Origin of the sequence: Saccharospirillum sp. HFRX-2 (assembly GCF_043196805.1) — a bacterium.
GTDB lineage: Bacteria > Pseudomonadota > Gammaproteobacteria > Pseudomonadales > Natronospirillaceae > Saccharospirillum.
This window is the reverse complement of sequence record NZ_JBEBMU010000005.1, coordinates 13,790-37,313: the sequence shown is the minus strand read 5'-3', so window position 1 is coordinate 37,313 and position 23,524 is coordinate 13,790. Positions and strand designations below refer to the sequence as shown.

Sequence of the window (23,524 nt, the reverse complement as noted above, 5' to 3'; positions counted from 1 at the left end):
TCAGCGAACAGAACCGGGCCGACTCCCGAAGGAGACGGCCCGGTGGCAAAGGCCTTGCGGCCTATCAGAGGTGTTACTTAATCATGTTGGCATTAATGGTGTAGCCGTTCTCGTTGAACCAACGAGCCGCACCCGGATGCCAAGGGATGAAGGTGTTCTTGGTGTAGTTTTCCGGTACCGAAGTACGGGCTGCCTTATGGATCGACATCATCTGATCGTTGTTTTCCATGGTCAGCTTGGTGACTTCGTAAACGAAGCTTTCCGACAGATCGCAGTTAGCGATGGCGAAGTTCCACATGGACACCGCGCGGGCATCGCTGTCCAGCGACTGGTAAGTGCTGGCAGGGATGGTGAACTCGGATACCGGGAAGGCGTCGAGGATGGTGTTCATTTCGTCTTCGCTGAACTCGATGATGTTCACATCGGTCTGCACTTCCAACTGGCTAACAGCCGGAATCGGAATACCCGCGGCGAATGCGATCACGTCGAGCAGGCCATCCTGCAACTGACCACCGAGGTCATTCCAGCTGCCGTTGCGGCGGTCGAAATCGACACCCAGGGTTTCCAGCATGCGCGGGAAGTAGGTATCGGAGGTGGAACCGGCCGGACCGAAACCGATGCGGGCACCGTCAGGAATATCAGCAATGGAAGTAATGCCGGAGCTGGTCAGCGCAGTGACCGAGAACGGCGTCTGGTACATCGGGAAGATGGCGCAGACATTGTTCATTTCCATGCCCGGAGCCAGCGGACTGTTACCGTCCATGGATTCACGAGCCGGACCCATGGTGGTCAGACCAAAGGCCAGATCACCGGTATGCACCAGCGCCATGTTCTGCATTGGGCCGCCGGTCACTTCACCACCGCCGGAAACGCCCAGGTTTTCGGCCACAAAGTTGGCCCAGCCAGAACCATAAGCGAAATAAGTGCCGCCTTGGCTGGCAGTACCAACGGTAAAGTTGCTTGGCCAATCGGAACGATCTTCAGCTTGGGCGGTGCCCAGTGCCAGGGTGGACGCGGACAGCGCCGCCAACATCAGGGTGCGGGTTGCCTTCATTGTATTCTCCACATTTTTTTGTCGTTGTTTGGGATATCACTGCGATATCAGCGGGCTTTATGCCTCGGCCTGCCATAGCAAGCAGCGGGCCAAGGCGCGCAAAGCCCCTGGTTAGCGCAACGACTACCATCCCATCCTGTTTAAATGGGTGGCTTTCCACCCACTTTTAACCATCCAATGAGTCAGCATCCGCCCATTGGCCTGAGGCTTCATTGCGGTATGATGGCGCCCTCCAGCCTTCGGACCTTCATCACCTCATGCCCGCTTTGCACCTTCCCGCTCCGGCCAAGCTGAATTTAATGCTGCACATCACTGGCCGGCGGGCCGATGGCTACCACGAACTGCAAACCCTGTTTCAGTTGCTCGACCGTGGCGACGAGCTGGAGTTTAGTCCAACTTCCGATGGCTGCATTCGACTCTCACCTGCCCTGCCTGGCGTCACCGATGACGACAACCTGATCATCAAAGCCGCCCGCTTGCTCAAGCCCTATGCCTCAGCCGATGCCGGCGTCGATATCCGCCTGGAAAAACGCCTGCCCATGGGCGGCGGACTCGGTGGTGGCAGCTCCGATGCGGCGACCACTCTGGTGGCTTTGAATCATCTGTGGCAGTGCGGTTTGGATGAAGACCAACTGGCGCAACTGGGGTTATCGCTGGGCGCCGACGTGCCGGTATTCGTGCGTGGTCGCAGTGCCTGGGCCGAGGGTGTGGGTGAACGTCTGACCGCCGTCGAGTTGCCAGCGCAATGGTTTGTGGTGATACAACCGGGCATAGAGGTGAATACAGCACGGCTGTTCGCTGACACGGAATTGACACGAAATACCCCAGTCAGCACAATACGCTCCGCGCTGGCAGGGGCAGGTCACAATGACTTCGAAGCCGTTGCCAGGAAGCGCTACCCTGAGATCGAACTGGCTTTCACACGCCTGGCTGACTTTGGCCAGGTTCGGCTCAGCGGCAGCGGCGCCTCACTCTTTCTAACGACGCAAAGCGACATGGCAGCCCAAGACCTACTGCGCAGCATTGTTGAGCACTACCCGGGCTATAGCGGCTTTATTGCCCAGGGAGTCAATCTGTCGCCTTTGCAGCGAATGCTGGCCGACACGGCCTGACTGCAACTACCGATTCCGAACGTCGGGTGGTTGCGGGCCACCCGAATGAGCTAACCAAAACAGGGTGGTCCTAAGTGTCTAAAATGATGGTCTTTACCGGGAATGCGAATCCCGATCTCGCCAACCAGGTGGTTGAACGCCTGTGTATTCCGATGGGTGACGCTACCATCACCAAGTTCAGTGATGGCGAGACCGCCATTGATATCAACGAGAACGTGCGCGGCGCCGACGTCTTTATCATTCAGCCCACCTGTGCGCCCACCAACGACAGCCTGATGGAAGTCATCCTGTTGGCCGATGCCTTGCGTCGCGCCTCGGCTGGTCGCATCACGGCGGTGATGCCCTACTTCGGTTACGCCCGTCAGGACCGTCGTCCGCGTTCTTCGCGGGTGCCTATTTCCGCCAAGGTCGTGGCCGACATGCTGACCGTGGTCGGTATCGACCGCATCATGACCGTCGACCTGCACGCCGACCAGATTCAGGGCTTCTTCTCCATTCCGGTGGACAACATCTATGGCTCGCCAGTGCTGCTCGACGACATTCGCCAGCGCGAATTCGAAGACATGGTTGTGGTCTCGCCCGACGTTGGCGGCGTGGTTCGTGCCCGTGCCATCGCCAAGCAGCTGAGCTGCGACCTGGCGATCATCGATAAACGTCGTCCCAAGGCCAACCACGCTGAGATCATGAACATCATCGGTGACGTCAAAGACCGCACCTGCGTGCTGGTCGATGACATGGTCGATACCGCCGGCACGCTGTGCCAGGCCGCCGATGCGCTGGTCAAGTTTGGCGCCAAGAAAGTGGTCGCCTACGCCGTCCATCCGGTACTGAGTGGTCCGGCGGTTGAACGCATCGCCAACTCGCACCTGGAATTGGTGGTCACCGACACCATTCCACTATCGGAAGCGGCGAAAAACTGTGCTAATATCCGCCAGCTTTCGATGGGGGGGGTACTCGCCGAGTCCATCCGCCGCGTCAGCAACGAAGAATCCATCAGTGCCATGTTCCGCTAAGTTAGTCTCAGAACAACACTGAATAACGACAAATAGCGGCTTTTTAGCCGCTATTTTGTTGATTTTGCTTTATTCCTTTCAGGCCTTTTGCCTGGATTTACTGAAACGGTGGCAAGTCGAACTGGTCGCGGTTCGCTGTCACCTTGAGTTGGAGAACAACCGCAATGTCTGACATTTTTACTTTGAACGCTGAAGTGCGTGAGGTTGCAGGGAAGGGTGCGAGCCGCCGCCTGCGTCGTGAAGGCTGGGTCCCGGCCATCATCTACGGCGGTGCCAAGAACCGCAAACCGATGAGCCTGACCCTGAAAGAGCGCGAGCTGAGCCGCGCCCTGAAAGAAGAAGCCTTCTACTCACACGTTCTGACCATCAACATTGGTGACAAGTCCGAACAAGCCATCCTGATGGACATTCAGCGTTCACCTGCCAAAGGCCTGCCGCTGCACGCCGACTTCGAGCGCGTTACCAAGACCACCGTGGTCCACAAGCGCGTTCCGCTGCACTTCCTCAACGAAGACAAGTGCAAAGCCGTTAAACTGCAAGGCGGTAAAATCCAGCACGCCGTCACTGACGTTGAAGTCACCTGCAAGGTCGGTGACCTGCCGGAATTCATCGAAGTCGACGTGGTGGATCTGGAACTGGGCGCCATCGTTCACCTGTCCGATCTGAAATTGCCGAAAGGCGTTTCCCTGACCGAACTGAACAAAGGTGAGTCACACGACGTACCGGTAGTCAGCATCGCTCGTCCGGCCGGTGTCGACAGCGCCGATGAAGGCGACGCCGAAGCAGAAGCCGACAGCGAAGAGTAAGGCTCGCGTTACCAACGCGTGCAAAATAAAAGGGCCTGCGGGCCCTTTTTTAGTTAGGACACACAGATGGCAGCGTTAAAACTCATCGTAGGCCTGGGTAACCCGGGCGCCCAATACGACCGAACCCGGCACAACGCCGGCTTTGAGTACGTTGACGAACTGCTGGCTAAAGCCGGCGGTCAATGGCAGCTGGACAGCAAATACCAAGCAGAAATGGCTAAGGTAACGCTGGGCGGACGCACCGTCTGGCTGATGAAGCCGATGACCTTTATGAACCGCTCCGGCCAAAGCGTCGCCACCTTTGCCAACTTTTATAAGATCGACGCCCAGCAAATACTGGTCGCGCACGACGAACTTGACCTCTCGCCCGGTGTCGCCCGTTTCAAACTTGGCGGCGGCCATGGCGGCCACAACGGCTTGCGCGATATCATAGCGCGCCTGGGAAATATCAAAGATTTTTATCGCCTGCGCCTGGGCATCGGCCATCCGGGTTCTGCACCCGAAGTGGTTAATTACGTACTGGGCAAGGCGCATCCGGACGACCAGATCCGGCTGGCACGCGCCATCGACGCGGCCATCGCCGAGACCGACAAAGTCGTCGCCGGAGACTGGCAAAAAGCCATGAATCAATTGCATCAATTTCAGGCCGACTGACCGGCCAGAACCTTTTCGGGAGAATTTCTATGGGCATTAAATGCGGCATCGTCGGCCTGCCTAACGTCGGCAAATCGACTCTGTTCAACGCCCTCACCCAGGCCGGCATCGACGCCGAAAACTTTCCGTTCTGCACCATCGAGCCGAACACTGGCGTCGTGCCGGTGCCCGACCCGCGTCAGGACAAAATCGCCGCCATTATGAAGCCGGAAAAAATCATTCCGACGACGATGGAATTTGTCGATATCGCCGGTCTCGTCGCTGGTGCATCCAAAGGTGAAGGCCTGGGCAACCAGTTCCTCGCCAACATTCGTGAAACCGATGCCATCGCCCACGTAGTGCGTTGCTTCGAAGACGACAACGTCATTCACGTCGCCAACAAGATCGATCCGATCAACGACATCGAAGTCATCAACACCGAATTGGCGCTGGCAGACCTCGATGCGGTAGAAAAACAACTGCTTAAGTTGCAGAAAAAAGCCAAAGGCCAGGACAAAGAAGCGGTGCGTCAGGTCGCGGTGCTGGAGAAAATCAAACCAGCCCTGGACGACGCCAAACCGATTCGCAGCGTTGATCTGACCGACGACGAAAAAGCCGACCTGAAGCCATTCTTTTTCCTCACCACCAAACCGACGCTGTACATCGCCAACGTCGACGAAAACGGTTTTGAAAATAACGCGCACCTCGACCGGGTGCGCGCCATCGCCGCCGAAGAAAACGCCGAAGTGGTGGTGATCTGCAACAAGCTGGAAGCCGAAATTGCCGAGCTGGACGACGAAGAAAAAACCGAATTCCTTGCCGACCTGGGCATGGAAGAACCGGGCTTAAACCGTGTGATTCGCGCCGCCTACAAACTGCTCGGTCTGCAAACCTATTTCACCGCCGGGCCCAAAGAAGTGCGCGCCTGGACGGTAAAAGTCGGTGCTACCGCGCCGCAAGCAGCGGGCGTTATTCACACCGATTTCGAGAAAGGTTTTATCCGTTCGGAAACCATTTCCTACGACGACTTCGTGCAGTACAACGGCGAAGCGGGTGCCAAGGAAGCAGGTAAATGGCGTTTGGAAGGTAAGGAATACATCGTTAAAGACGGCGATGTGATGCATTTCCGGTTTAATGTTTAAAACCAGTCCTGTCTCGTTTATCTGTTTTACTAAAACAAGGCTGAAAACCCATAAAGGCGCCCGAAGGCGCCTTTATCGTTTAACAAATGCAGTGTATTTCTTGGATTGTTTTTATTTAAAAAACTTAGCTTTGATGTTTCGACTAAGATCAGCCCAAAGTGCCAGTGCCTGCCCGTTTTGATTGATCACTACCTGGATTAAATCGTCATATGGTCCATCAGCGGTTCCCAATTGAGTTGGAGTAGTCGACCAGGCTTTCTGATCTGGCGCGTACAGAGATGAATACATTTTATTGTTACCTCCCCCTCCTGCCTGTTCCCACAGCAACACCGCTTCACCCAGAGCATTCATCGCAATATCAAAACCGTTGACGGTAAGTGGCGAAGCCAGGTCAACCAAAACCTGGGCATCTTCCCAAACGGCTTCATCTGAACCGAAGTTGTAATGGCTCACCACAATATCTGCGCTGCCGTCTTTATCTTTCTGCAACCAAAGTGCCATCGCCCGGCCTTGATTGTCGAGCACAATACGGTGATTGAGAGGTCCACTCTCAGTTAACAAGGCACCTTCACTCCATTCATTATTTAGTGGTGAAAGAACGCTGGCATAGAGATTATTATCAACATTCCAAATCGCCACTGCTTGGCCGTTATTGTTCAGAGTGATCAGTGGTAGCGAGCCAATAGAGTGGGTATGCATAGAGATGTCATGTATGTCATTCCAGGTTCCTTCCCCTGGTGAACTGGCCGGTGTATAGAAGCTGCTTCTTATTAATAGAGCCGCATTCAACTCTCCCCATATAGCCACCGCTTCGCCACTGTCATTGACCACCACCTTGGGAGAGTTGGCAATGCCTTTATTGGCACCAAAATGCTTCAAATCGCCTGTCCACCCGTTGTTGCCTTCATAGTGCTTAACGCCCAAGGCGGAGCTGCCGGTTTCTGGAGACCAGACTACCATGGCCTCCCCGCTTGCATTCATCGAAAGTGATATTGGTTGGTCTTTGGTTTTCACATCGTCATCAATACGAATGGGCACACTCCAATTCGTTGAATCCTTAATGCGGGATTGAGAATAAAGTCCATTGTCTCCGCCATGCCGCCAAACCGTTACCGCGTTGCCGTCTGAATCGATAGCAGTTTTAAAATAACCACCCTTTACATCCCCAAATTGTGCGACAGATTCATTCACCTGGCCCTCTGAATAAAATTTTGAAGAATAAATACTGTTAGCCCCTGCCGTCTTCCAAACCACCACTGCATCACCCTGATCATTCAGTGCGGCGTGGAAGTTACTAGTCGTAGCTGCTGATACGTCTTGCTCACTATCTTCCCAGGAACGACATTCAATACGGATATCTGCAGTATTTTCTGGATTGATTATTCCGCTGCCGTTGATTACACGGCAGAGTTGTTCTTCGGGTTGATGGGCTATCACAACTTTGTAGTTATCATTCTCTGCATAGGTCGTCTCAAACTGATAATCGGCTACACCTGAAATACCCTGCTCAGGCGTTTCCTCAACCAACACTTCGCCTTTGTAGGCACTCAGCATCAGACCGTTTCTAACAACACCGTCCAGTTTTACGCTCAACCTTGTTAAAAATAACTCTTCCGGGGGAGTGATAGTGGAACCACCGTTACCGCCCGACTCACTGTTACACCCAGCCAGCAGCCATCCGGTGAGCGCCAGGGCTAACCATTTCCTTGATATCCATTGCTTATTCATAAAAGCCTCCCAGCTTTTTCATACGCTGTGTTTGATCGAAATTAATCGCCAAGCGCATGATAAAGCGCGCCCAACAAGCACGCCGTTTGAATAAACGTTGTATTCTAAGAATATGAGAAGCAGTTCACTTTATAGATAAGATAGATCGGTAGGCGGCTGCAGCTCTGGCCGCGCCTACCGAATTAGGGTGATGTAAAAGGCCAGTTTTTATTCGTCGTCCAAGGCCTCCACCGACGACGAACCACTGACGCTCTGGCTGACCAAAGGCTGGCCACGGTAACGCACCCGGGTCGATCCGCTGCTGCGTATATTCAGGCTTTCCTCGGCCCAAATGGTCACCCGCGAACTGCCGGAGGTGGCAATGTCCACGTGCCGCGCGAGCAGGTCGCCGCCTTCCAGTTTGACCGAGCCGGAGGTGTGAATCTCGAGCTGATCAACCAAACCTCTCGCGGTGATATCAGCACTGCCTGAACAATGGATATTCAACGCCGTCGCTTCGACGTTCATATCCACTTCTGCCCTGCCCGATACCGACAGCGTCAGTTCCTCGCCCCGCAGTTCATCAGCCATGATGGACATGGCGCCGCTGACACTCAGCCGTTCCAGGTCATTCACATAGAGGGTATAGACCGGACGGCTGTCTGAGGAAAAATAGACATGCCGTTGCGGTCCGGCTTTGAGCCGTTCATCGTTAATATCGATGTCGAGAGCGCTCTGCACATTACGCGCGGCTGAAACCACCAACACCGATTCATCGGACGGCAGAATTCGCACTTCACCCCGACCGGAAAAATGCACTCGGTCAATACCATTTAGTTCGTAACGTTGCTCAACAATGGGTCCCTGTCCCTGAACCCTCATCTGGTTCGCACAGGCGGATAACAACAGCGCACTGAATAAGGCGAGACCAACAGTAAGCGTGCGATAAAAAGCGGAAGAAACCGGGGCGTTGTTCAAAAGACTTTCCTTTTTACAGTGATTCAATTGCTCTGACCTTTGCCAAGGTCGTGCCAACTGCCAGTGCAGCGCTGAAAACCGCAGCCTGGCTGCCTTGGTGGTCTGAACAGCCACAGCCTTAAGATAAAATTTAGCCAATTTGCTCATTATTATTCGCCATTGCGACCAAATCATCGGTGCAGCGAGTCGCTGTCTTGTGGTCTGGCCGAGACCGGCCTAGGTTAATGGCCGTCGACAGCCAGCAGCTAACAATAATGACAAATTCGTTCGACACCATCATCGTCGGCGGCGGATCAGCCGGTGCGGTGTTGGCCGCTCGCTTATCGGAAGATCCGGGTCACCAGGTGCTGCTGATTGAAGCCGGCGGCAATGGCCGCAGCGCCCTGATCCGTTGGCCCATTGGTATCGCCCTCAGTGTGCCGACAAAATTGCATAATTGGGCCTTTGATACCGAACCCCAGGCGGGGTTAAACGGACGGCGTGGTTATCAGCCGCGCGGACGCGCCTTGGGCGGCAGCAGCGCCATTAACGCCATGATCTACACCCGCGGTCATCACGACGATTACAACGACTGGGCCCAACTTGGCTTAACTGACTTTGGCTGGAACGAAGTGTTGCCCTGGTTTCGCCACAGCGAAGGTAACGGCCGCTGCGACGACGCCTTCCACGGTCAGGACGGACCACTGGCGGTGAATGATCTGCGTTATCCGAATCCGGTCGTCGATGCGTTTATCGCCGCCGGCCAGCAAGCGGGCTGGTCTCACAACGACGACTTTAACGGCGAGCTTCAAGAAGGCGTTGGTCGCTATCAGGTCACACAGCACAACGGACGCCGCTGCAGTGTCGCCAGCGCCTTTCTGCACCCCATTATGGAGCGCCCGAACCTGACCATTTTGACACGCACTCGGGCCACCCAATTGCTGCTGAGCGACAGTCGGGTAACGGGAGTGCGTGTACAAGGCGGTCGCTCGGCGCCGCAAGATTTTTATTGCCGACGCGAAGTCATCCTCAGCGCGGGCGCCTTTCAATCGCCGCAATTATTAATGCTGTCAGGCATCGGCCCGAAAGCAGAACTGGAGCGCCATGGCATCGAGGTGAAACTGGAGCGCGCGGAAGTCGGTGCCAATCTTCAGGACCATCTGGATTTTCTCAGCAGTTGGCGCAGTTCTTCGTCACATCTGGTGGGTTACAGCCTGACCGGTTTAGCACGGCTGGCCCTGGATCTGCCGAAACTGGCGCGCGGACGGGGCATCTGGACCACCAACGGCGCCGAGGCGGGCGGTTTTATCAAAACCCGGCCCGAACTCGACCGCCCCGATATCCAGCTGCATTTCCTGATCAGCCCCGGCGATGATCACAACCGACGCCCACACTACGGCCAGGGGTTCAGTCTGCACGCCTGCCAGCTGCGCCCCCATTCGCGTGGTCGGGTGGGTTTGCACAGCGCTAACCCTCTGGCGCCGCCACGCCTGGAGATGGGTTTTCTCAGCGACGAGCGCGACCTGCCGGTGTTGCTGGCGGGCGTTAAACAGGCTCGTCATATCATCCAGCAAAGCGCCATGGATCAATTTCGCGGTCGGCCGTTTTTTGTCGCTGACAACGCCAGCGACGATGAGTTAATCGCCGCCATCCGTCAGCGCGCCGACACCATTTATCACCCGGTGGGCAGTTGTCGCATGGGCGTCGATGACGCAGCGGTGGTAGATCAACGCTTTCGCGTTCGCGGGATAGAGGGTTTAAGAGTGGTCGACGCCAGTGTCATGCCGACGCTGATTGGCGGTAACACCAACGCACCGACGGTGATGCTGGCCGAGCGCGCCGCCGACTGGATTAAAGCCGGTGAGTAAGGCTTATTCCTTCCACACCCAGCGCACCGGTTCGCCGAAATCGTCGTAGATCCATTGCTTGCGCGGGCGGCGGTGGTTGCGAGTGGTTTGTGGCGGTTTTTTCTGTTTGCGCGAATCGATGGCAGCAACCACTTCTGGCACCGGGGTGCGCGACGCTTTGGGTTCGTCGCTGGGTGAGGCATGGAACGGATTGCTCCACGGCTTGTTGGCTTCCAGCCCGGAGCGACCACGGTCCACCCACTCAATCTCGCCGCCTTCACGCAGAAAGGCCTCGACCTGGTCTTCCAGGTCGTGACGGATGTCTTTTTTGCTGGGGGGTCGTTTCACTACCGCCCTCGCCTTTAGCCAAGATTAACGAGTCAGTATAACAAAGCCCTGGCGCTAGCGGCTAAATCGTCTCAGCTCATGTCAGACCGCCGGTAAAGCGACGCGCACGGAAGGCGGTCATCTCGACTGACGGTTCTTCACCGGCAATCTGCTGAGCAATAATTTCAGCGCTGCCCATGGCCAGCGTCCAGCCCCAGGTGCCGTGGCCGGTGTTGTAGTAGACGTTGCTTTGCCGACCCAGGCCAATGGCCGCCGGACCGTCCGGTGTCATCGGTCGGAAGCCGGTCCAGGGTTCGGCCTGGCTCCAATCGGCAGCGCCGGGAAAGCGGCTTTCCAGGCTGGTGCGAATGGACTTCAAGCGGCGCGGTAACAGACGACGGTCAAAATCGGCGAGTTCCGCAAAACCGGTGACTCTGACCCGATCACCAAGCCGAGTAATCGCGACCTTGCGGTTCTCGTCGATCATGGTCGATTGCGGCGCACGAGAAGCATCGGCAACAGGCGCGGTCAGCGAATAACCTTTGACCGGATAAATGGGCAGATGCACACCCAGCGAAAACGCCAGTTCACGGCTGCCACAGCCCGCGCAGATGACGAAGGCATCGGCATTGAACCATTCTTCGCCCTCGGGGCCGGTGAGCTGCACCGAGTGCAAGGTTTTATCGTCGGTGCGCAGATGCGTGGCTTCGGTGCGATAACGGAACTGCACACCCGCAGCCGCCGCGCGTTCAGCCAGGCGCTCGGTAAAGCGCTGGCAATCGCCAGTGCCGTCACCGGGCACCAGCAAACTGCCGGCACCGCCCGATGACAACCCCGGTTCCTGAGCGAGAGTTTCATCCGGATCGAGCCAGCGGTTATCGATACCCAGGCGCGCTAACAGCTCACCGATATGCAGCAGTTCGCGCTTATCGGCTTCGGTGTTGGCGAGTTTCAGCAGGCCGCGATGGCCGCCGTCGAAGTCGAAGGGTTCGGCGTCTTCCAACGCCAAAAACTGCTCGCGACTGAATTGCGCCAGCCGCAGCATGGCTTCGTGGTTGCGCCGGAACAGCGCGGGCTGGCCGGCAAAACGGGTCATGCTGATCAGGAACTGAATCATCCGCGCCGACGGCAACAGTTTCAGTTTCAGCGGACCTTCAGTGCGCAGCATCGATGGCAGCGCCTGACGAATCATCGACGGCGAGGCCCAGGGCGAGACATGACCATAGGAACGCTGACCGGCATTGGCATAACTGGTCTCCAGCGCCGCAGAACTGGCTTTATCGACAACGGTGACGTCATGGCCACGCCGTTGCAGCGTCCAGGCAGTGGTGACGCCAATCACACCAGCGCCGATGATCAGAATTTTCATACTGCGATATTCCCCTCTAATGGTTGTGCACAACGACCCGGCCCAACCACCAGCCTAACGATACGGCATCGCCTGCGATAGCCTGTGCGAGGGAAATATCAGCGGTAAAGAATCAGATCGCCATGCCGCCGGAGACTTCGATGCGCTCGGCGTTGATCCAACGATTATCGTCGGATAACAGCGAAGCGATCATCGGGCCAATGTCGCTCGGCAGACCCGGACGACCCAGAGCCGTTACCGATGCTACCGCCTGGTTGACCTCAGGATTGTCGCGCACCATGCCGCCGCTGAAATCGGTCTGCACCGCACCCGGCGCGACCACGTTGACGCGGATGCCACGCGGGCCCAGCTCTTTTGCCAGGTAACGGGTAAAGACTTCCACCGCGCCTTTCATGGCGCCATAGGCCGCGCTGCCCGGATAAATAATACGGGTCAGGCCGGAAGAAATATTGACGATGGCGCCACCGTCGCGGATCAACGGCAACACCGTCTGGGTGAGCATAAAGACGCCTTTGAAATGCACCTGATAGAGCGTATCCAGATCGTCTCCGGCGGCTTCGGCGATCAGCGCATGGTGCGAACCGCCGGCGTTGTTGACCAGAAAATCCAGGCGGTCGGAACCAAGCTCAGACAGCGCTTCAGTCAGAGACCGGGCAAAAGCCGCGAAGCTGTCGCTGGCGCCGGTATCCAGTTGCAGGGCAATCGCCCGACGGCCCTGTGCTTCGATCTGCTCGACCACCTCGGCCGCCGCCGCTGCGTTGTTCTGGTAGGTAAAAATCACATCGACGCCACGCTGGGCGAGGTTCAAGGCAGTTTCACGGCCCAGGCCGCGGCTGCCGCCGGTGATCAGTGCAATCTGTTGAGTGGATGTGTTCATGACAGTGGCTCCTCTTCAGTGAACGCCTGCCATTTAATGTCATCGACCTGCCGATATTAATGCCGGAAATCCGGTATTTTATGCCTATTCATGTCATAACGTTTTCTCTATCATGGCGGCCCTGAGCGTGACGGAGGTGTTTATGTCCAGCCGACTGAATCAGGCCATTGCCGCCTACACCGACCAAAACCCGGGCGAAAATCCCTGGCTGACCGCCATCGATGGTCTGGTTTTACTGCGTGCCGACGTGCCGGATGAACCCAAGCACATCCTCTCCCAACCATCGCTCTGCATCGCCACTCAAGGCAGCAAACAAACCAGCTTTGGCGAACAGCAACACGCTTTTCGTGCCGGCCAGGCGTTGTTGGTGAATATGGAATTGCCGTCGGTCGGTCGCATTATTCAGGCCAGTCCGGAGGCGCCTTTTCTCGGTGCTGTGGTCGAACTCGACCCGGTTATTCTGCGTGATGTCTACGATCAACTTGAGCCACCGCCACAGGCCGCAAACGCCAAGACGGGCAGCGCTCTGGTGATTGAACTGGATGAACGACTGGAGGACTGCGTGTTGCGACTGGTGCAATTGCTCGACCAGCCCGATGCCATTCCCATCCTGGCGCCACTGATTCAACGCGAACTGGCGTACTGGCTACTCAGCGGACCTTACGGCAATTCCCTGGTGGCGCTGACCTTGGGACGCGACCATCCGGCGCCGATCATGCGCGCCGTCCACCGCATCCGAAATGATTTTATTGCACCCTTAAGGCTGGAAGAATTAGCGGCGCAAGCGCGGCTGAGTCTGTCGAGTTTTCATCGCCAGTTCAAAGCCGTCACCGACATGACGCCGTTGCAATATCAAAAACAATTACGACTGCTGGAAGCGCGCCGACTGTTGTTCACCGAAGGTGCCAAAGTCGAAAGCGCCGCCTACGCCACCGGTTATGAAAGCGCATCGCAATTCAGCCGTGAATACGCCCGTATGTTCGGCCGGCCGCCCAAACGCGACGCCCGCGCGACACCAACCATGCCGGAATATGGCTGAGTTTCAGGAGGTCTAGGCGGGCAGAAAACCATCCAGAACAATGGTTTCCTGTTGCTGCATCAGCGCTTCGGCACGTTGCATATGCTCGCGCATAATGCGTCGCACATCGGCTTCGTTTTCGCGCTTAAGCGCACCGATTAACTGCATCTGATAGTACTTGCCGGTTTCCCATAATTCCGGGTTGGGCAGGTCATAAATATCGTGACACAGACGCAGATTTTTCAGCAGGCCGAGCAAAAAATGGCAGGTAAAACTGAGAATAGGATTAGGGCACAGATCGACCAACACTTCGTGGAAACTCAGCTCCGCCAGACGCAGCGCATGTTCTTCCTGCTGGTTGGTGGGCGGCACATCATAAACGGTCATGGTGGTTTGCAGGCGGCGGAAATCCTCGTCACTTAACCGACCGACCACCGACGCCGCCATCTCCGGTTCCAGATGAATGCGCAGCTGGTAAATATCGTGAATGGTGATCTGCTTAAAGTAGAAATAATTCGCCAATAACGACATGGCCCGATCCGGCGGCACATCAGCAACGAAAGCGCCACCACCCGGCCCGGTTCGGGTGGCAATCAGTCCCTGGGTTTCCAACGCTTTTAAGGCTTCGCGTACCGTACCTTTGGCCGCGCCGAAGTCTTCCATCAGCCTCTTTTCCTGTGGCAGACGGTCACCGGGTTTAAGTCGGTGTTCGGCGATCATCGCCTTGAGTGCGTCGGTTACCTGATCGGAGCGTTTGGTCATAGAAGCATTCGGTTCAATGATTATCCGGCGGATGATAGCACGCCAATCGCTGGCCAGAGCCCACTTCAATTAAGCTCGGATCACTGCGCGTGCAGTCCGCCTGGGCAAATGGACAGCGCGGCTCAAAGGCACAGCCCAATGGCGGGTCGAACGGGTCGGGTAATACCACGGCATCGCTTTCCGGCGGCAGGCGCAGTTGGGTATTGCCGGGTACCGAATCGAGCAGACGCTGGGTGTATGGATGACGCGGATGTTCGAACAGATCATCGACTCCGCCCTGCTCAACAATGCGGCCGAAATACATCACCACCACCCGGTCGCAGAAATTGCGCACCACACCCAGATCGTGACTGATAAACAGATAGGTCAGTTGGAATTCATCGCGCAAGCGCTTGAGCAGGTTCAGTACCTGAGCCTGGACCGAGACATCGAGCGCCGACACTGGTTCGTCCAAAACCAGAACATCCGGCTCGGCTGCCAGTGCCCGGGCGATACCAATACGCTGCGCCTGGCCACCGGAGAATTCGTGCGGATAACGGTCGAGAAATTCCGGGCGCAGGTTGACGTGAGTCATCAGCTCTAGCAATCGTTGCTCGCGCTGCTCGGCATTTAAATGACGCAGATGAATCAGCGGCGCCGACAGAATATCGCGAATGGTTTTGCGTGGATTGAGCGAACTATTCGGGTCCTGAAAAATGTACTGCACCTTGCGCGAGAGCTGTTTCAGATCGACTTTTTTACCAGCCTTCGCCAGCGGTTCGCCATCGAGATGAATGCTGCCGTCGGTCGGTTGATCGAGCCCGACCAACATACGCGCCAAGGTCGATTTGCCGCAGCCAGACTCCCCGACAATGCCGAGAATTTCACCCGGCTTCACCTCAAAACCAAGATTGCGCACCGCATGAACGGCAGGAATCGACTGGCCGAACAGATTGCGGCCACCGCCAAAACGCTTGACCAGTTCATTGACTTCGAGCTTGTTCATAGCACCTCCTGCGCGAAAATACAGCGCGCCTGTCGCGCTTCGGTCAGGGTCGTTAATTCGATCGGTGCCTGGCGGCAGCTATCGGTCACGCGGTCGCAGCGATCGGCGAATTTACAGCCGACCGGCAGGTCGCTGACGGTCGGTGGCAGGCCGGGAATTTCGGCCAGCTCGGTGCCGCCTTTGCGGATGTCCGGCACGCATTCGATCAGCCGGCGTGTATAGGGATGCGCAGGCTTGGCGAGCACTTCCGCCACGGGTCCGATTTCAACAATTTCACCGGCGTACATCACCGCCACTCGGTCACAAATTTCCGAGACCACGCCGAAGTCGTGGGTAATAAACATCAGGCTGGCGTTACGCTCACGACGCAATTGATTGAGCAGCCGCAACACCTGCGCCTGAACCGTCACATCTAACGCCGTGGTTGGTTCATCGGCAATAATCAGTTGCGGCTCATTCGCCAACGCCATGGCAATAGACACACGCTGACGCATGCCACCCGACAACTGATGCGGATAGAGTTTGGCGCGTTGTGCCGCGTTGGGAATGCGCACCGATTCCAGCAATTCGACCGCGCGTTTCCAGGCAGCGCGATGGCTGATCAGCGCATGAGCGCGCATCGCCTCGACCAGTTGATCGCCAATGCTGAACAGCGGATGCAAAGTCGACAACGGATCCTGAAAAATATAAGCCAGCTCACCACCGCGCAGCGAACGCAGTTGTTCGTCATTAACACCAAGAATGTTGTCGTTTTTGTAGTTCACCTGACCATCGACAATCACACCCGGCGGCGACGCCACCAAACCCAGCAACGACATGGCCGTCACCGATTTACCGGAACCGGATTCGCCGATAATGCCCAAACACTCGCCTGGCTGAATGCTGAAACTCGGGCCATTCACGGCCTGATGCACGCTGCCACCGAGATGAAATTCAGTGCGTAAATCCTTCACCTCCAGCAAGCCATTTTGTTCACCGCTGGCCGGTTGGCGCGCTGCCTTGGCAACTTCAGTCCGTGCCGCCGGCCGGCGCAACGCACCGGCTTTCAGGCGCGGATCGAGCGCATCGCGCACGCCGTCGCCCAGTAGATTAATGCTCATCACCAGAATAAAAATCACCAGACCAGCGAGGCTGGCAACGTGTGGCGCATTGATAATCAGACTGCGACCTTCGCCGAGAATGGAACCCAGATCAGCCGTTGGTGGTTGCGCACCCAAACCCAAAAAAGACAGGCCGGCAGTTTCCAGAATCATCCAACCAACGGTGGTCGACATGGTAATCACAATCACCGGCAACACATTAGGCAGCACTTCGCTGAGCAAAATGCGCGCATCGCCTTTACCGGATAGGCGCGCGGCATCAACGAACTCCCGATTGCGCAAGGTCACCACCACGCCACGCACATTACGCGCGAAGAAGGGAATATTGACGATGGCGATGGCGTACAGCGCATTCATCAAACCCGGGCCGAGTGCGGCAACAATCGCCAGCGCCAGCAAGATGTAAGGAAAGGCCATCAGCATGTCGATGCCGCGCATCAGACTGCCGTCGATACGGCCGCCAAAATAACCGGCGACCAGACCGATCAGCGAGCCGAAAAAGGCCGCCACCAAAGTGGCGGCAATGCCAACGGCGAGTGAAACGCGAGTGCCCCACAACAGACGCGACAGCAGATCGCGACCGAGCTGATCGGTGCCTAAAAAATGGCCGTCACTGAACGGCGGCTGCAGCCGATTGGCGAGCTCGGTGATATCGGGATCGGCTAATGGCAACCAGGGCGTCACCAGCACCAGCGCGATAACCGCGAGGATAACGACCAAGCCAAAAGCGGCCAGTCGATTACGCACCAGCAAGGCCAAAGTTCCAGCGCGACCGCTGCGTTTTCTCATTGGGGTAGGAGCGGTGGCAGTGGTCATGTCGTCACCCTCGGGTCGAGCAGAACCTGGACCACATCGGCGACCAGATTAAACAACACATAGGCCGCCGCGACGATCAGCACGCCGCCCTGCACCACTAACAAATCGCGCGTGGAAATGGCGTTCACCAACATGGAACCGATGCCGGGCCATTGAAAAACTGTTTCGATATAAACCGCGCCACCCAACACAAAACCCGCCTGAATTCCGATGACCGGAACGATGGAAACCAGCGCTGCTTTAAAGGCATGCCGATAAATAACCCGACCTTCATGCAAGCCTTTGGCACGAGCGGTCCGAATATAATCCTGACGCAAAACTTCGAGCATGGAGGCGCGTGTTAAGCGCGCAATAACGCCGGTGGCAATAAAGGCCAGCGTCGAAGCCGGCAGAATAAGATGGACAATTAAATCAGGCAGATCACCGCCGCCGTAAATGGCGTACATGCCACTGGCGGGCAGCCAGCGCAATTGCACAGCAAACAACATGATCAACAACAAACCCAACCAGAACGCCGGGGTGGAAATACCGATCAAGACGATCAACGTGAGCACCTTATCGGCCCAGCCGTACTGACGTACAGCGGAAACAATGCCGACCAACATACCGAAGATGGAACAGAGCACCAAGGCGGTACCGGCCAGAATTAAGGTCGCGCCAAAGCGTTCGCCGATGATGTCCAACACGTCGCGGTTCTGACGATAAGAACGGCCAAAATCCCCTTGCAACACATTGCCCAACCAGGTGGTGTATTGCTGCACCAGGGGTTTATCGAGGCCCAGTTGTTGATTCACCTGAGCGACGTTTTCCGGCGTCGCATAGGAACCCAGAATGGCCAGCGCCGGATCACCGGGAATCATCGCCATAATAAAAAAAACGATGATGGTTAGACCGAACAGAACCGGCACCGTTAATAAAAGTCGTCGGCCGATATAGGCCGCTATGGAAGGGTTCATAAATGCCCCGATATTTTGGCCGTTTTATGGTTTTAGTGGCTTATGGCACACAACCGAGATCAACCACAGTGGTAGCAGTTGCCTTGGCTGAGCTGTTTGGAGGACGTCTTTGGCCAGGACGGCCAAAGCCGAGCCTCCATGGATGGGTTTACGTGGTCCGACACATCGGCGTGCCTCCAAACAGCTCAGCCAAGGTAGCTGCGGACCTTAACCACCCAAAATACGATGAATAAATCCGCAACAAAAAACCGGGGCTTAATAAAAGCCCCGATTACCTCAGCCCATCAAGGCTTACTCACATCATGCAACTGCAACAGGAAGGACGGCTGCAGGGAGAAATTCTCCACCGCATCGGTCGCTACCGCATTCTGCTGCCAGTTGGCGATAAAGGCCCAGGGTGCATCGTCGTAAACGATTTCCTGCATCTCTTTATAGAGCGCCGCGCGTTCGTCCTGATCGGTGGCAGTACGCGCCTGGTTCAGCAGTTCATCGACTTCCGGATTGGAGTAATAACCTGAATTGAAACCGCCGTTTTCAGGCCAGGCTTCGGTGCGCAAGGCCAGGAACGGCAGCGTATCCGGATCGTTAGTCATCCAGGCCATTTCCGCCATATCGGCCTTGCCTTCCAGACCCGGGTTAACGCGGCCGAGGAAGGTATTCCACTCGTAAGTCTCGATGTTCACATCCAGACCGACAGCGGCCAGATCGGCCTGAATAGCGGTGCCCATGGAAATCGGGTCGAGCATACCGGAGCCACCTTCGGTGACGTAGAAGGTCACTTCCGCGCCTTCGGCACCGGCTTCGGCGAGCAGTTCACGGGCCCTGTCCGGATCGTACGGATAGGGTTCCAGGTCTTCGTTGTAAGCCCAGCCGAAGGCAGGCGGGGTCGGGCCGGTGGCGACGGTGGCGGTACCCTGCAGCACGTTATCGACCAACGCCTGCTTGTTGATGGCGTAGTTCACAGCCTGACGCACGCGCTTGTCGCTGAAGGGTTCTTCCTTCAGGTTCAGAATCAGGAACCACAGATGCGGGCCAGCCTGTTCATAAACATTGAAAGCGCTGTCTTCAGCAAAGGTGGCGACGTTATCCGGCGGCACTTCCACCATCATGTCGATACCACCGGAAAGCATTTCGGCAACGCGGGTGTTGGCGTCGGTAATGGGGCGGAAAACCACGGCTTCGAGGTCCGGCGCGCCATCCCAGTAATCGGCGTTGGCGCTGACCACAACGCGCTGGTTGGCCTGCCATTCTTCGAATTTAAAAGCGCCGGTACCGGACGGATGACGACCCACGTCCTGGCCGTATTCGCGCACCGCCGCCGGAGAAATAATCAGCCCGGTCGGATACGCCAGGTTCGACAAAAAGGGCGCGAAGGGTTCGGACAGGGTGAATTTCACTTCGTAGTCATCGATGGCTTCCACGCTGTCGACCTGACCGAAGTTGAACGACAACGGGAAGGGGCCGGTGTCGTGATAAGGATGGTTTTCATCGAGCATGCGCTCGAAGTTGAACACCACAGCTTCGGCATTAAAGGGCGTGCCATCGTGAAATTCGACGCCTTCGCGCAGCTCAAAGGTGTATTCCAGGCCGTCGTCGCTGATGTCCCAGCTTTCCGCCAGCGACGGTTCAACATTCAAAGTGCCGTCGGCGTAGCGCACCAGGCCATCGTAGATATTGACCAGGATGCGGAAGTCGTTCACGGCAGTAACGGTATGGGGGTCGAGCGACTGGGGTTCGGCAATTTGCCCCACGACCAGGACGTCCGAGGGCGTTTGTGCCCAAAGCGACCCGCTCGCCAGGACAGCTACACCCAGCGTCAGGGAGTGAATCAGTTTTTTCACGGTAGGCGCCTCTCTCGCTGCAAGATTCGAATTATTGTGATTTGCCCGACTCGGCTTCTGCACGACCGATTGCCGGGTCAGCTCGATACGCTGACGCCAAATACATTTATCACTACAAATTAGTGGACGCAACAAATTTTATGATGATAAATTCAAGGTAGATCGCAGCAACTTCAGGCTAGAGGTATGACCTATTCGCTTGTCGCCCGCGATCCGACTAACGGATCGTTGGGCGTCGCCACCGCCACCGGCAGTGTCGCCGTCGGCGGCTTTGTTCCCCATCTGCGCCAGGACGTTGGCGCCATTGCCACCCAGGGTGCCTTCACCAACTGGCTGTATGGCGACCGCGGTCTGGCGCTACTGGCACAAGGCCACAGCGCCGACCAGGTACGTCAGCAGCTGATCGATGCCGACGAAGGTGAAATGCAGCGCCAGTTTCTGGTCTGCGATGCCCAGGGCAACACAGCAGCCCATACTGGCAGCGCCAACCTCGGCGAGAAGACCCAGCACTGTCAGCACAACCTGGCTTTAGCAGGCAATATTCTGACCAGCCCGGCGGTGATCGACGCCATGCTCGACGCCTTTCTCACTCACCCCGACCTGCCCTTGCACGAACGCTTGCTCGCTGCGCTGGCCGCTGGCGAAGCCGAAGGCGGTGACCAGCGCGGCACTCACAGCGCGGCCTTGCGCGTGCACAGCCCGGATAAACCACCGGTCGATTTACGCGTCGATTGGGCCGACGCCGGCTGCATCGATCAGCTCAAAGCGCTCTACACCAAGACCAAGGCGCATGCCTTTCAGGCGTTTTTGGATGGCGTGCCAACCTATACCCATCCGTCCAAAACGGGGCATGTCAGCAATGAGGAGATCCGCTGATGGCAACCTCGGAGAATCTGGGTCAGCGCATCATGCAATTATCGGAGTTGGCCGCGCGCCATTCAGAACCCGGCCCCGGCGTCACCCGCTTGCTGGGCACCGCCGAGCATCGTGCTGTGCTGAACGATCTGACCGAATGGATGCAAAAAGCCGGGCTAAATACCGAACTGGACGCCGCCGGCAATCTGGTCGGGCGCACCAAGACTGTGCCCGGCGCCAAAACGCTGATTATCGGTTCGCATCAGGATACGGTGCGCCAGGGCGGCGCTTACGACGGCATGCTCGGCGTGCTGCTGCCGCTGGTTGTGCTGGAGGACTTACATCAAGGTGGCGAAACGCTGCCGCTGAACATCGAACTGGTCGCCTTCAGCGACGAAGAAGGCGCGCGTTTTTCCTCGACGCTGATCGGCAGCTCGGCGCTGGCCGGCACTTTTGATGTGGCCATGCTTGAAGCGACCGGTGCCGACGGCGTCACCCTCGCTCAGGCATTGCGTGATCTGGGCAGCAACCCGGACAAGATTCCCACTCTGGCGCGAAACCCCAAACAGATCGCCGGTTTTCTGGAAGTGCATATCGAGCAGGGCCCGGTATTGGAATCGCTGGATCTACCGATCGGTGTGGTCACCGCCATTACCGGTATCGAACGCCATAAAGTGCGCCTCGACGGCAAGGCCGGCCATGCCGGCACCACACCGATGGAATTGCGGCGCGATGCCTTGGTGGCCGCCACCGAGGTGGTACGCACCTTGGACGCGCATTGCCGCGAGACGGACGATCTGGTCGGCGTCGTTGGCGAACTGAGCGTCACGCCCAACGCTGTGAACGTCATTCCCAGCCGGGTCGAACTGACCATCGAATTGCGCTCACCGGTGACCGAAATCCGCCTGGCTGCGCGTGAAAAATTGTTCGCTGAACTGGACGAACGCATCGCCGCCACGCCCTGCCAGTGGCAACACCAACTGGTTTACGAACAGCGCGAAGTCAGTTGCGCGCCGGCGTTACAGCAACGCCTGGCGCGGGCCATCGAAGCCGAACAATTCTGGCCGCATCACCTGTTCAGCGGCGCCGGCCACGATGGCCTGGCAATGAATCAATTAACCGAGGTCGGCATGCTGTTCGTACGCTGCAAAGATGGCCTCAGCCATCATCCCGACGAAGCCATTAGCGCCGCCGACGCCGATGCCGCCGCCCGCGTGCTGCGTCGTTGTCTGCTCGACTGGAACAAGGAAACCGCATGACTGCCGCCTTGCCGCAACCCAACACCGAGCGACTGCTCAAGACGCTCACCGACCTGCTCGCCATCGACAGCCCGACCGGCGACACCGCCGCGATGGAAGCCGAAATGCGCCGCCGGCTGAGTGAGTTCGAGGTTGAGGTCCACACCACCACTCGCGGCAATGTGTTGGCCGCCACCGGCGCGAACCCCAAACGTGCCCTGGCGGCGCATCTGGATACGCTCGGCGCCATGGTGCAATCGATACGCGCCGACGGCCGCCTGGAACTGACGCCGCTGGGCACCTGGTCGGCGCGCTTTGCCGAAGGCGCCCGGGTATCGGTAAAAACGGAAGGCGGTGTCATCCGTGGCACCGTGCTGCCGCTGCTGGCATCCGGTCATGCTTACAACGACGCCGTGGATCAGCAACCCAGCGCCTGGCAACAGCTGTCGCTGCGTCTCGATATTGCCAGTAACAGCGCCGAGCAAACTCAGGCTGCAGGTGTTCAACCGGGCGATATCGTCACCTTCGATGCCCGGCCGGACATCAGCAACGGCTATATCAACAGCCGCTTTCTCGACAACAAGGCGGCCATCGCCTGCACCCTGGAAATGCTCACCCTGCTCAAAGAAAACGGACTCAAACCCGGCTCGCCGCTGCTGCTGGCTTACCCCAACGCCGAAGAAATTGGCCTGGGTGCCGGCACCGCTCTGCCGCGCGACCTGCACAGCCTGATCAGCCTGGATATCGCCCCGGTCGCGGCCAATCAGGCCAGTCGCGAAGACGCCATTACACTCGGCTACAAAGACAGCCTGGGGCCGCACAGCCGGCCGTTATTGAGCGAGTTGGAGCAACACTGCCAGCGCCTGCAATTGCCGTACGTGCGCGATGTGTTCCGCCACTATCATTCCGATTGTTCGTCAGCACTGCACGCCGGCTACGACGTCCAGACCGCCCTGGTCGGCTTCGGCACCGACGCCACCCACGGTTATGAACGCACCCACCAGAACAGCCTGATCGCCCTGACTCGTTTACTGCTGAGCTACGCACTGGAACGGTGAGACTGCAGGCGCTAACCATTGGACAGCGCTGGGCCGGACTGCCATTCTAGG

The 23,524-nt window shown here is 57.3% G+C and carries 21 protein-coding genes; 10 read left to right on the top strand and 11 right to left on the bottom strand.

Features of this window, described 5'->3' with window-relative positions:
• Nucleotides 1–73: 73 nt before the first annotated feature.
• Complete coding sequence (locus tag ABMA60_RS11755; protein ID WP_392803226.1) at nucleotides 74–1,054, bottom strand: TAXI family TRAP transporter solute-binding subunit; 981 nt, start codon at nucleotides 1,052–1,054, stop codon at nucleotides 74–76.
• A gap of 257 nt (nucleotides 1,055–1,311) precedes the next feature.
• Between ABMA60_RS11755 and ispE the strand changes: the two genes are divergently transcribed.
• From ispE to ychF, 5 genes are all read left to right on the top strand, one after another.
• On the top strand, nucleotides 1,312–2,166 hold the full coding sequence (gene ispE, locus ABMA60_RS11750; RefSeq protein ID WP_392803224.1) for a 4-(cytidine 5'-diphospho)-2-C-methyl-D-erythritol kinase: 855 nt from the start codon (nucleotides 1,312–1,314) through the stop codon (nucleotides 2,164–2,166).
• A gap of 74 nt (nucleotides 2,167–2,240) precedes the next feature.
• On the top strand, nucleotides 2,241–3,179 hold the full coding sequence (locus ABMA60_RS11745) for a ribose-phosphate pyrophosphokinase (RefSeq protein ID WP_392803222.1): 939 nt from the start codon (nucleotides 2,241–2,243) through the stop codon (nucleotides 3,177–3,179).
• A gap of 164 nt (nucleotides 3,180–3,343) precedes the next feature.
• Nucleotides 3,344–3,985, top strand: coding sequence for a 50S ribosomal protein L25/general stress protein Ctc (locus ABMA60_RS11740; protein ID WP_392803219.1), 642 nt, complete (start codon nucleotides 3,344–3,346; stop codon nucleotides 3,983–3,985).
• A 66-nt stretch (nucleotides 3,986–4,051) separates the two neighbouring features.
• The gene (pth, locus tag ABMA60_RS11735) at nucleotides 4,052–4,639 is read left to right on the top strand and encodes an aminoacyl-tRNA hydrolase (RefSeq protein ID WP_392803216.1); all 588 of its coding nucleotides are present in this window, start codon (nucleotides 4,052–4,054) and stop codon (nucleotides 4,637–4,639) included.
• Between the two features lie 29 nt (nucleotides 4,640–4,668).
• The gene (gene ychF, locus ABMA60_RS11730) at nucleotides 4,669–5,760 is read left to right on the top strand and encodes a redox-regulated ATPase YchF (RefSeq protein ID WP_392803213.1); all 1,092 of its coding nucleotides are present in this window, start codon (nucleotides 4,669–4,671) and stop codon (nucleotides 5,758–5,760) included.
• 111 nt (nucleotides 5,761–5,871) lie between these two features.
• On the opposite strand, the gene ABMA60_RS11725 is transcribed toward ychF, so the two are convergent.
• Together ABMA60_RS11725 and ABMA60_RS11720 are read right to left on the bottom strand one after the other, a co-directional pair.
• Nucleotides 5,872–7,488, bottom strand: coding sequence for a hypothetical protein (locus ABMA60_RS11725; RefSeq protein ID WP_392803210.1), 1,617 nt, complete (start codon nucleotides 7,486–7,488; stop codon nucleotides 5,872–5,874).
• Between the two features lie 207 nt (nucleotides 7,489–7,695).
• Complete coding sequence (locus ABMA60_RS11720) at nucleotides 7,696–8,445, bottom strand: head GIN domain-containing protein (protein WP_392803207.1); 750 nt, start codon at nucleotides 8,443–8,445, stop codon at nucleotides 7,696–7,698.
• Between the two features lie 254 nt (nucleotides 8,446–8,699).
• On the opposite strand from ABMA60_RS11720, the gene ABMA60_RS11715 reads away from it, so the two are divergent.
• Complete coding sequence (locus ABMA60_RS11715; RefSeq protein ID WP_392803204.1) at nucleotides 8,700–10,292, top strand: GMC family oxidoreductase; 1,593 nt, start codon at nucleotides 8,700–8,702, stop codon at nucleotides 10,290–10,292.
• A 3-nt stretch (nucleotides 10,293–10,295) separates the two neighbouring features.
• On the opposite strand, the gene ABMA60_RS11710 is transcribed toward ABMA60_RS11715, so the two are convergent.
• The 3 genes from ABMA60_RS11710 to ABMA60_RS11700 all read right to left on the bottom strand — a co-directional run bounded on the left by ABMA60_RS11710 (nucleotide 10,296) and on the right by ABMA60_RS11700 (nucleotide 12,844).
• Nucleotides 10,296–10,619, bottom strand: a complete 324-nt coding sequence (locus tag ABMA60_RS11710; RefSeq protein WP_392803201.1) for a hypothetical protein — start codon at nucleotides 10,617–10,619, stop codon at nucleotides 10,296–10,298.
• 76 nt (nucleotides 10,620–10,695) lie between these two features.
• Nucleotides 10,696–11,967 (bottom strand): D-amino acid dehydrogenase, encoded by a 1,272-nt coding sequence (locus tag ABMA60_RS11705; RefSeq protein ID WP_392803198.1) that lies wholly within the window; start codon nucleotides 11,965–11,967, stop codon nucleotides 10,696–10,698.
• A gap of 112 nt (nucleotides 11,968–12,079) precedes the next feature.
• Complete coding sequence (locus ABMA60_RS11700; protein ID WP_392803195.1) at nucleotides 12,080–12,844, bottom strand: SDR family NAD(P)-dependent oxidoreductase; 765 nt, start codon at nucleotides 12,842–12,844, stop codon at nucleotides 12,080–12,082.
• 142 nt (nucleotides 12,845–12,986) lie between these two features.
• On the opposite strand from ABMA60_RS11700, the gene ABMA60_RS11695 reads away from it, so the two are divergent.
• Nucleotides 12,987–13,883: an AraC family transcriptional regulator N-terminal domain-containing protein gene (locus tag ABMA60_RS11695; RefSeq protein ID WP_392803192.1), complete on the top strand. Its 897-nt coding sequence runs from the start codon at nucleotides 12,987–12,989 to the stop codon at nucleotides 13,881–13,883.
• A gap of 12 nt (nucleotides 13,884–13,895) precedes the next feature.
• Here ABMA60_RS11695 and ABMA60_RS11690 read toward each other — a convergent pair whose 3' ends face one another.
• The 5 genes from ABMA60_RS11690 to ABMA60_RS11670 form a co-directional block, all read right to left on the bottom strand.
• Nucleotides 13,896–14,624 carry a FadR/GntR family transcriptional regulator gene (locus ABMA60_RS11690; RefSeq protein WP_392803190.1) on the bottom strand — a complete coding sequence of 243 codons (729 nt, stop codon included), beginning with the start codon at nucleotides 14,622–14,624 and terminating at the stop codon, nucleotides 13,896–13,898.
• 13 nt (nucleotides 14,625–14,637) lie between these two features.
• Complete coding sequence (locus tag ABMA60_RS11685) at nucleotides 14,638–15,609, bottom strand: ABC transporter ATP-binding protein (protein ID WP_392803187.1); 972 nt, start codon at nucleotides 15,607–15,609, stop codon at nucleotides 14,638–14,640.
• Entirely contained in the window at nucleotides 15,606–17,525 is a 1,920-nt protein-coding gene (locus tag ABMA60_RS11680) for a dipeptide/oligopeptide/nickel ABC transporter permease/ATP-binding protein (RefSeq protein WP_392803185.1), read from the bottom strand. Before ABMA60_RS11680 ends, ABMA60_RS11685 begins: the two co-directional genes overlap by 4 nt.
• A complete protein-coding gene (locus ABMA60_RS11675) occupies nucleotides 17,522–18,481 on the bottom strand; it encodes an ABC transporter permease (protein ID WP_392803182.1) in 960 nt (319 codons plus the stop codon). The genes ABMA60_RS11680 and ABMA60_RS11675 overlap by 4 nt, the downstream gene beginning before the upstream one ends.
• 284 nt (nucleotides 18,482–18,765) lie before the next feature.
• Nucleotides 18,766–20,322, bottom strand: coding sequence for an ABC transporter substrate-binding protein (locus ABMA60_RS11670; protein WP_392803180.1), 1,557 nt, complete (start codon nucleotides 20,320–20,322; stop codon nucleotides 18,766–18,768).
• A gap of 186 nt (nucleotides 20,323–20,508) precedes the next feature.
• Here ABMA60_RS11670 and ABMA60_RS11665 point away from each other — a divergent pair, with 186 nt between their 5' ends.
• From ABMA60_RS11665 to ABMA60_RS11655, 3 genes are read left to right on the top strand one after another with little or no spacing between them, the layout of a single operon-like run.
• Complete coding sequence (locus tag ABMA60_RS11665) at nucleotides 20,509–21,198, top strand: DUF1028 domain-containing protein (RefSeq protein WP_392803178.1); 690 nt, start codon at nucleotides 20,509–20,511, stop codon at nucleotides 21,196–21,198.
• Nucleotides 21,198–22,436, top strand: coding sequence for a M20 family metallo-hydrolase (locus ABMA60_RS11660; protein ID WP_392803175.1), 1,239 nt, complete (start codon nucleotides 21,198–21,200; stop codon nucleotides 22,434–22,436). Before ABMA60_RS11665 ends, ABMA60_RS11660 begins: the two co-directional genes overlap by 1 nt.
• Complete coding sequence (locus tag ABMA60_RS11655) at nucleotides 22,433–23,473, top strand: osmoprotectant NAGGN system M42 family peptidase (RefSeq protein ID WP_392803172.1); 1,041 nt, start codon at nucleotides 22,433–22,435, stop codon at nucleotides 23,471–23,473. Before ABMA60_RS11660 ends, ABMA60_RS11655 begins: the two co-directional genes overlap by 4 nt.
• The last annotated feature ends 51 nt before the right edge of the window (nucleotides 23,474–23,524 follow it).

Coding starts and splice junctions, on each gene's coding strand:
- ABMA60_RS11755 (WP_392803226.1), bottom strand. CDS start 1,054: ATGAAGGCAACCCGCACCCTGATGTTGGCGGCGCTGTCCGCGTCCACC.
- ispE (WP_392803224.1), top strand. CDS start 1,312: ATGCCCGCTTTGCACCTTCCCGCTCCGGCCAAGCTGAATTTAATGCTG.
- ABMA60_RS11740 (WP_392803219.1), top strand. CDS start 3,344: ATGTCTGACATTTTTACTTTGAACGCTGAAGTGCGTGAGGTTGCAGGG.
- pth (WP_392803216.1), top strand. CDS start 4,052: ATGGCAGCGTTAAAACTCATCGTAGGCCTGGGTAACCCGGGCGCCCAA.
- ychF (WP_392803213.1), top strand. CDS start 4,669: ATGGGCATTAAATGCGGCATCGTCGGCCTGCCTAACGTCGGCAAATCG.
- ABMA60_RS11725 (WP_392803210.1), bottom strand. CDS start 7,488: ATGAATAAGCAATGGATATCAAGGAAATGGTTAGCCCTGGCGCTCACC.
- ABMA60_RS11715 (WP_392803204.1), top strand. CDS start 8,700: ATGACAAATTCGTTCGACACCATCATCGTCGGCGGCGGATCAGCCGGT.
- ABMA60_RS11705 (WP_392803198.1), bottom strand. CDS start 11,967: ATGAAAATTCTGATCATCGGCGCTGGTGTGATTGGCGTCACCACTGCC.
- ABMA60_RS11700 (WP_392803195.1), bottom strand. CDS start 12,844: ATGAACACATCCACTCAACAGATTGCACTGATCACCGGCGGCAGCCGC.
- ABMA60_RS11695 (WP_392803192.1), top strand. CDS start 12,987: ATGTCCAGCCGACTGAATCAGGCCATTGCCGCCTACACCGACCAAAAC.
- ABMA60_RS11690 (WP_392803190.1), bottom strand. CDS start 14,624: ATGACCAAACGCTCCGATCAGGTAACCGACGCACTCAAGGCGATGATC.
- ABMA60_RS11685 (WP_392803187.1), bottom strand. CDS start 15,609: ATGAACAAGCTCGAAGTCAATGAACTGGTCAAGCGTTTTGGCGGTGGC.
- ABMA60_RS11680 (WP_392803185.1), bottom strand. CDS start 17,525: ATGACCACTGCCACCGCTCCTACCCCAATGAGAAAACGCAGCGGTCGC.
- ABMA60_RS11675 (WP_392803182.1), bottom strand. CDS start 18,481: ATGAACCCTTCCATAGCGGCCTATATCGGCCGACGACTTTTATTAACG.
- ABMA60_RS11665 (WP_392803178.1), top strand. CDS start 20,509: ATGACCTATTCGCTTGTCGCCCGCGATCCGACTAACGGATCGTTGGGC.
- ABMA60_RS11660 (WP_392803175.1), top strand. CDS start 21,198: ATGGCAACCTCGGAGAATCTGGGTCAGCGCATCATGCAATTATCGGAG.
- ABMA60_RS11655 (WP_392803172.1), top strand. CDS start 22,433: ATGACTGCCGCCTTGCCGCAACCCAACACCGAGCGACTGCTCAAGACG.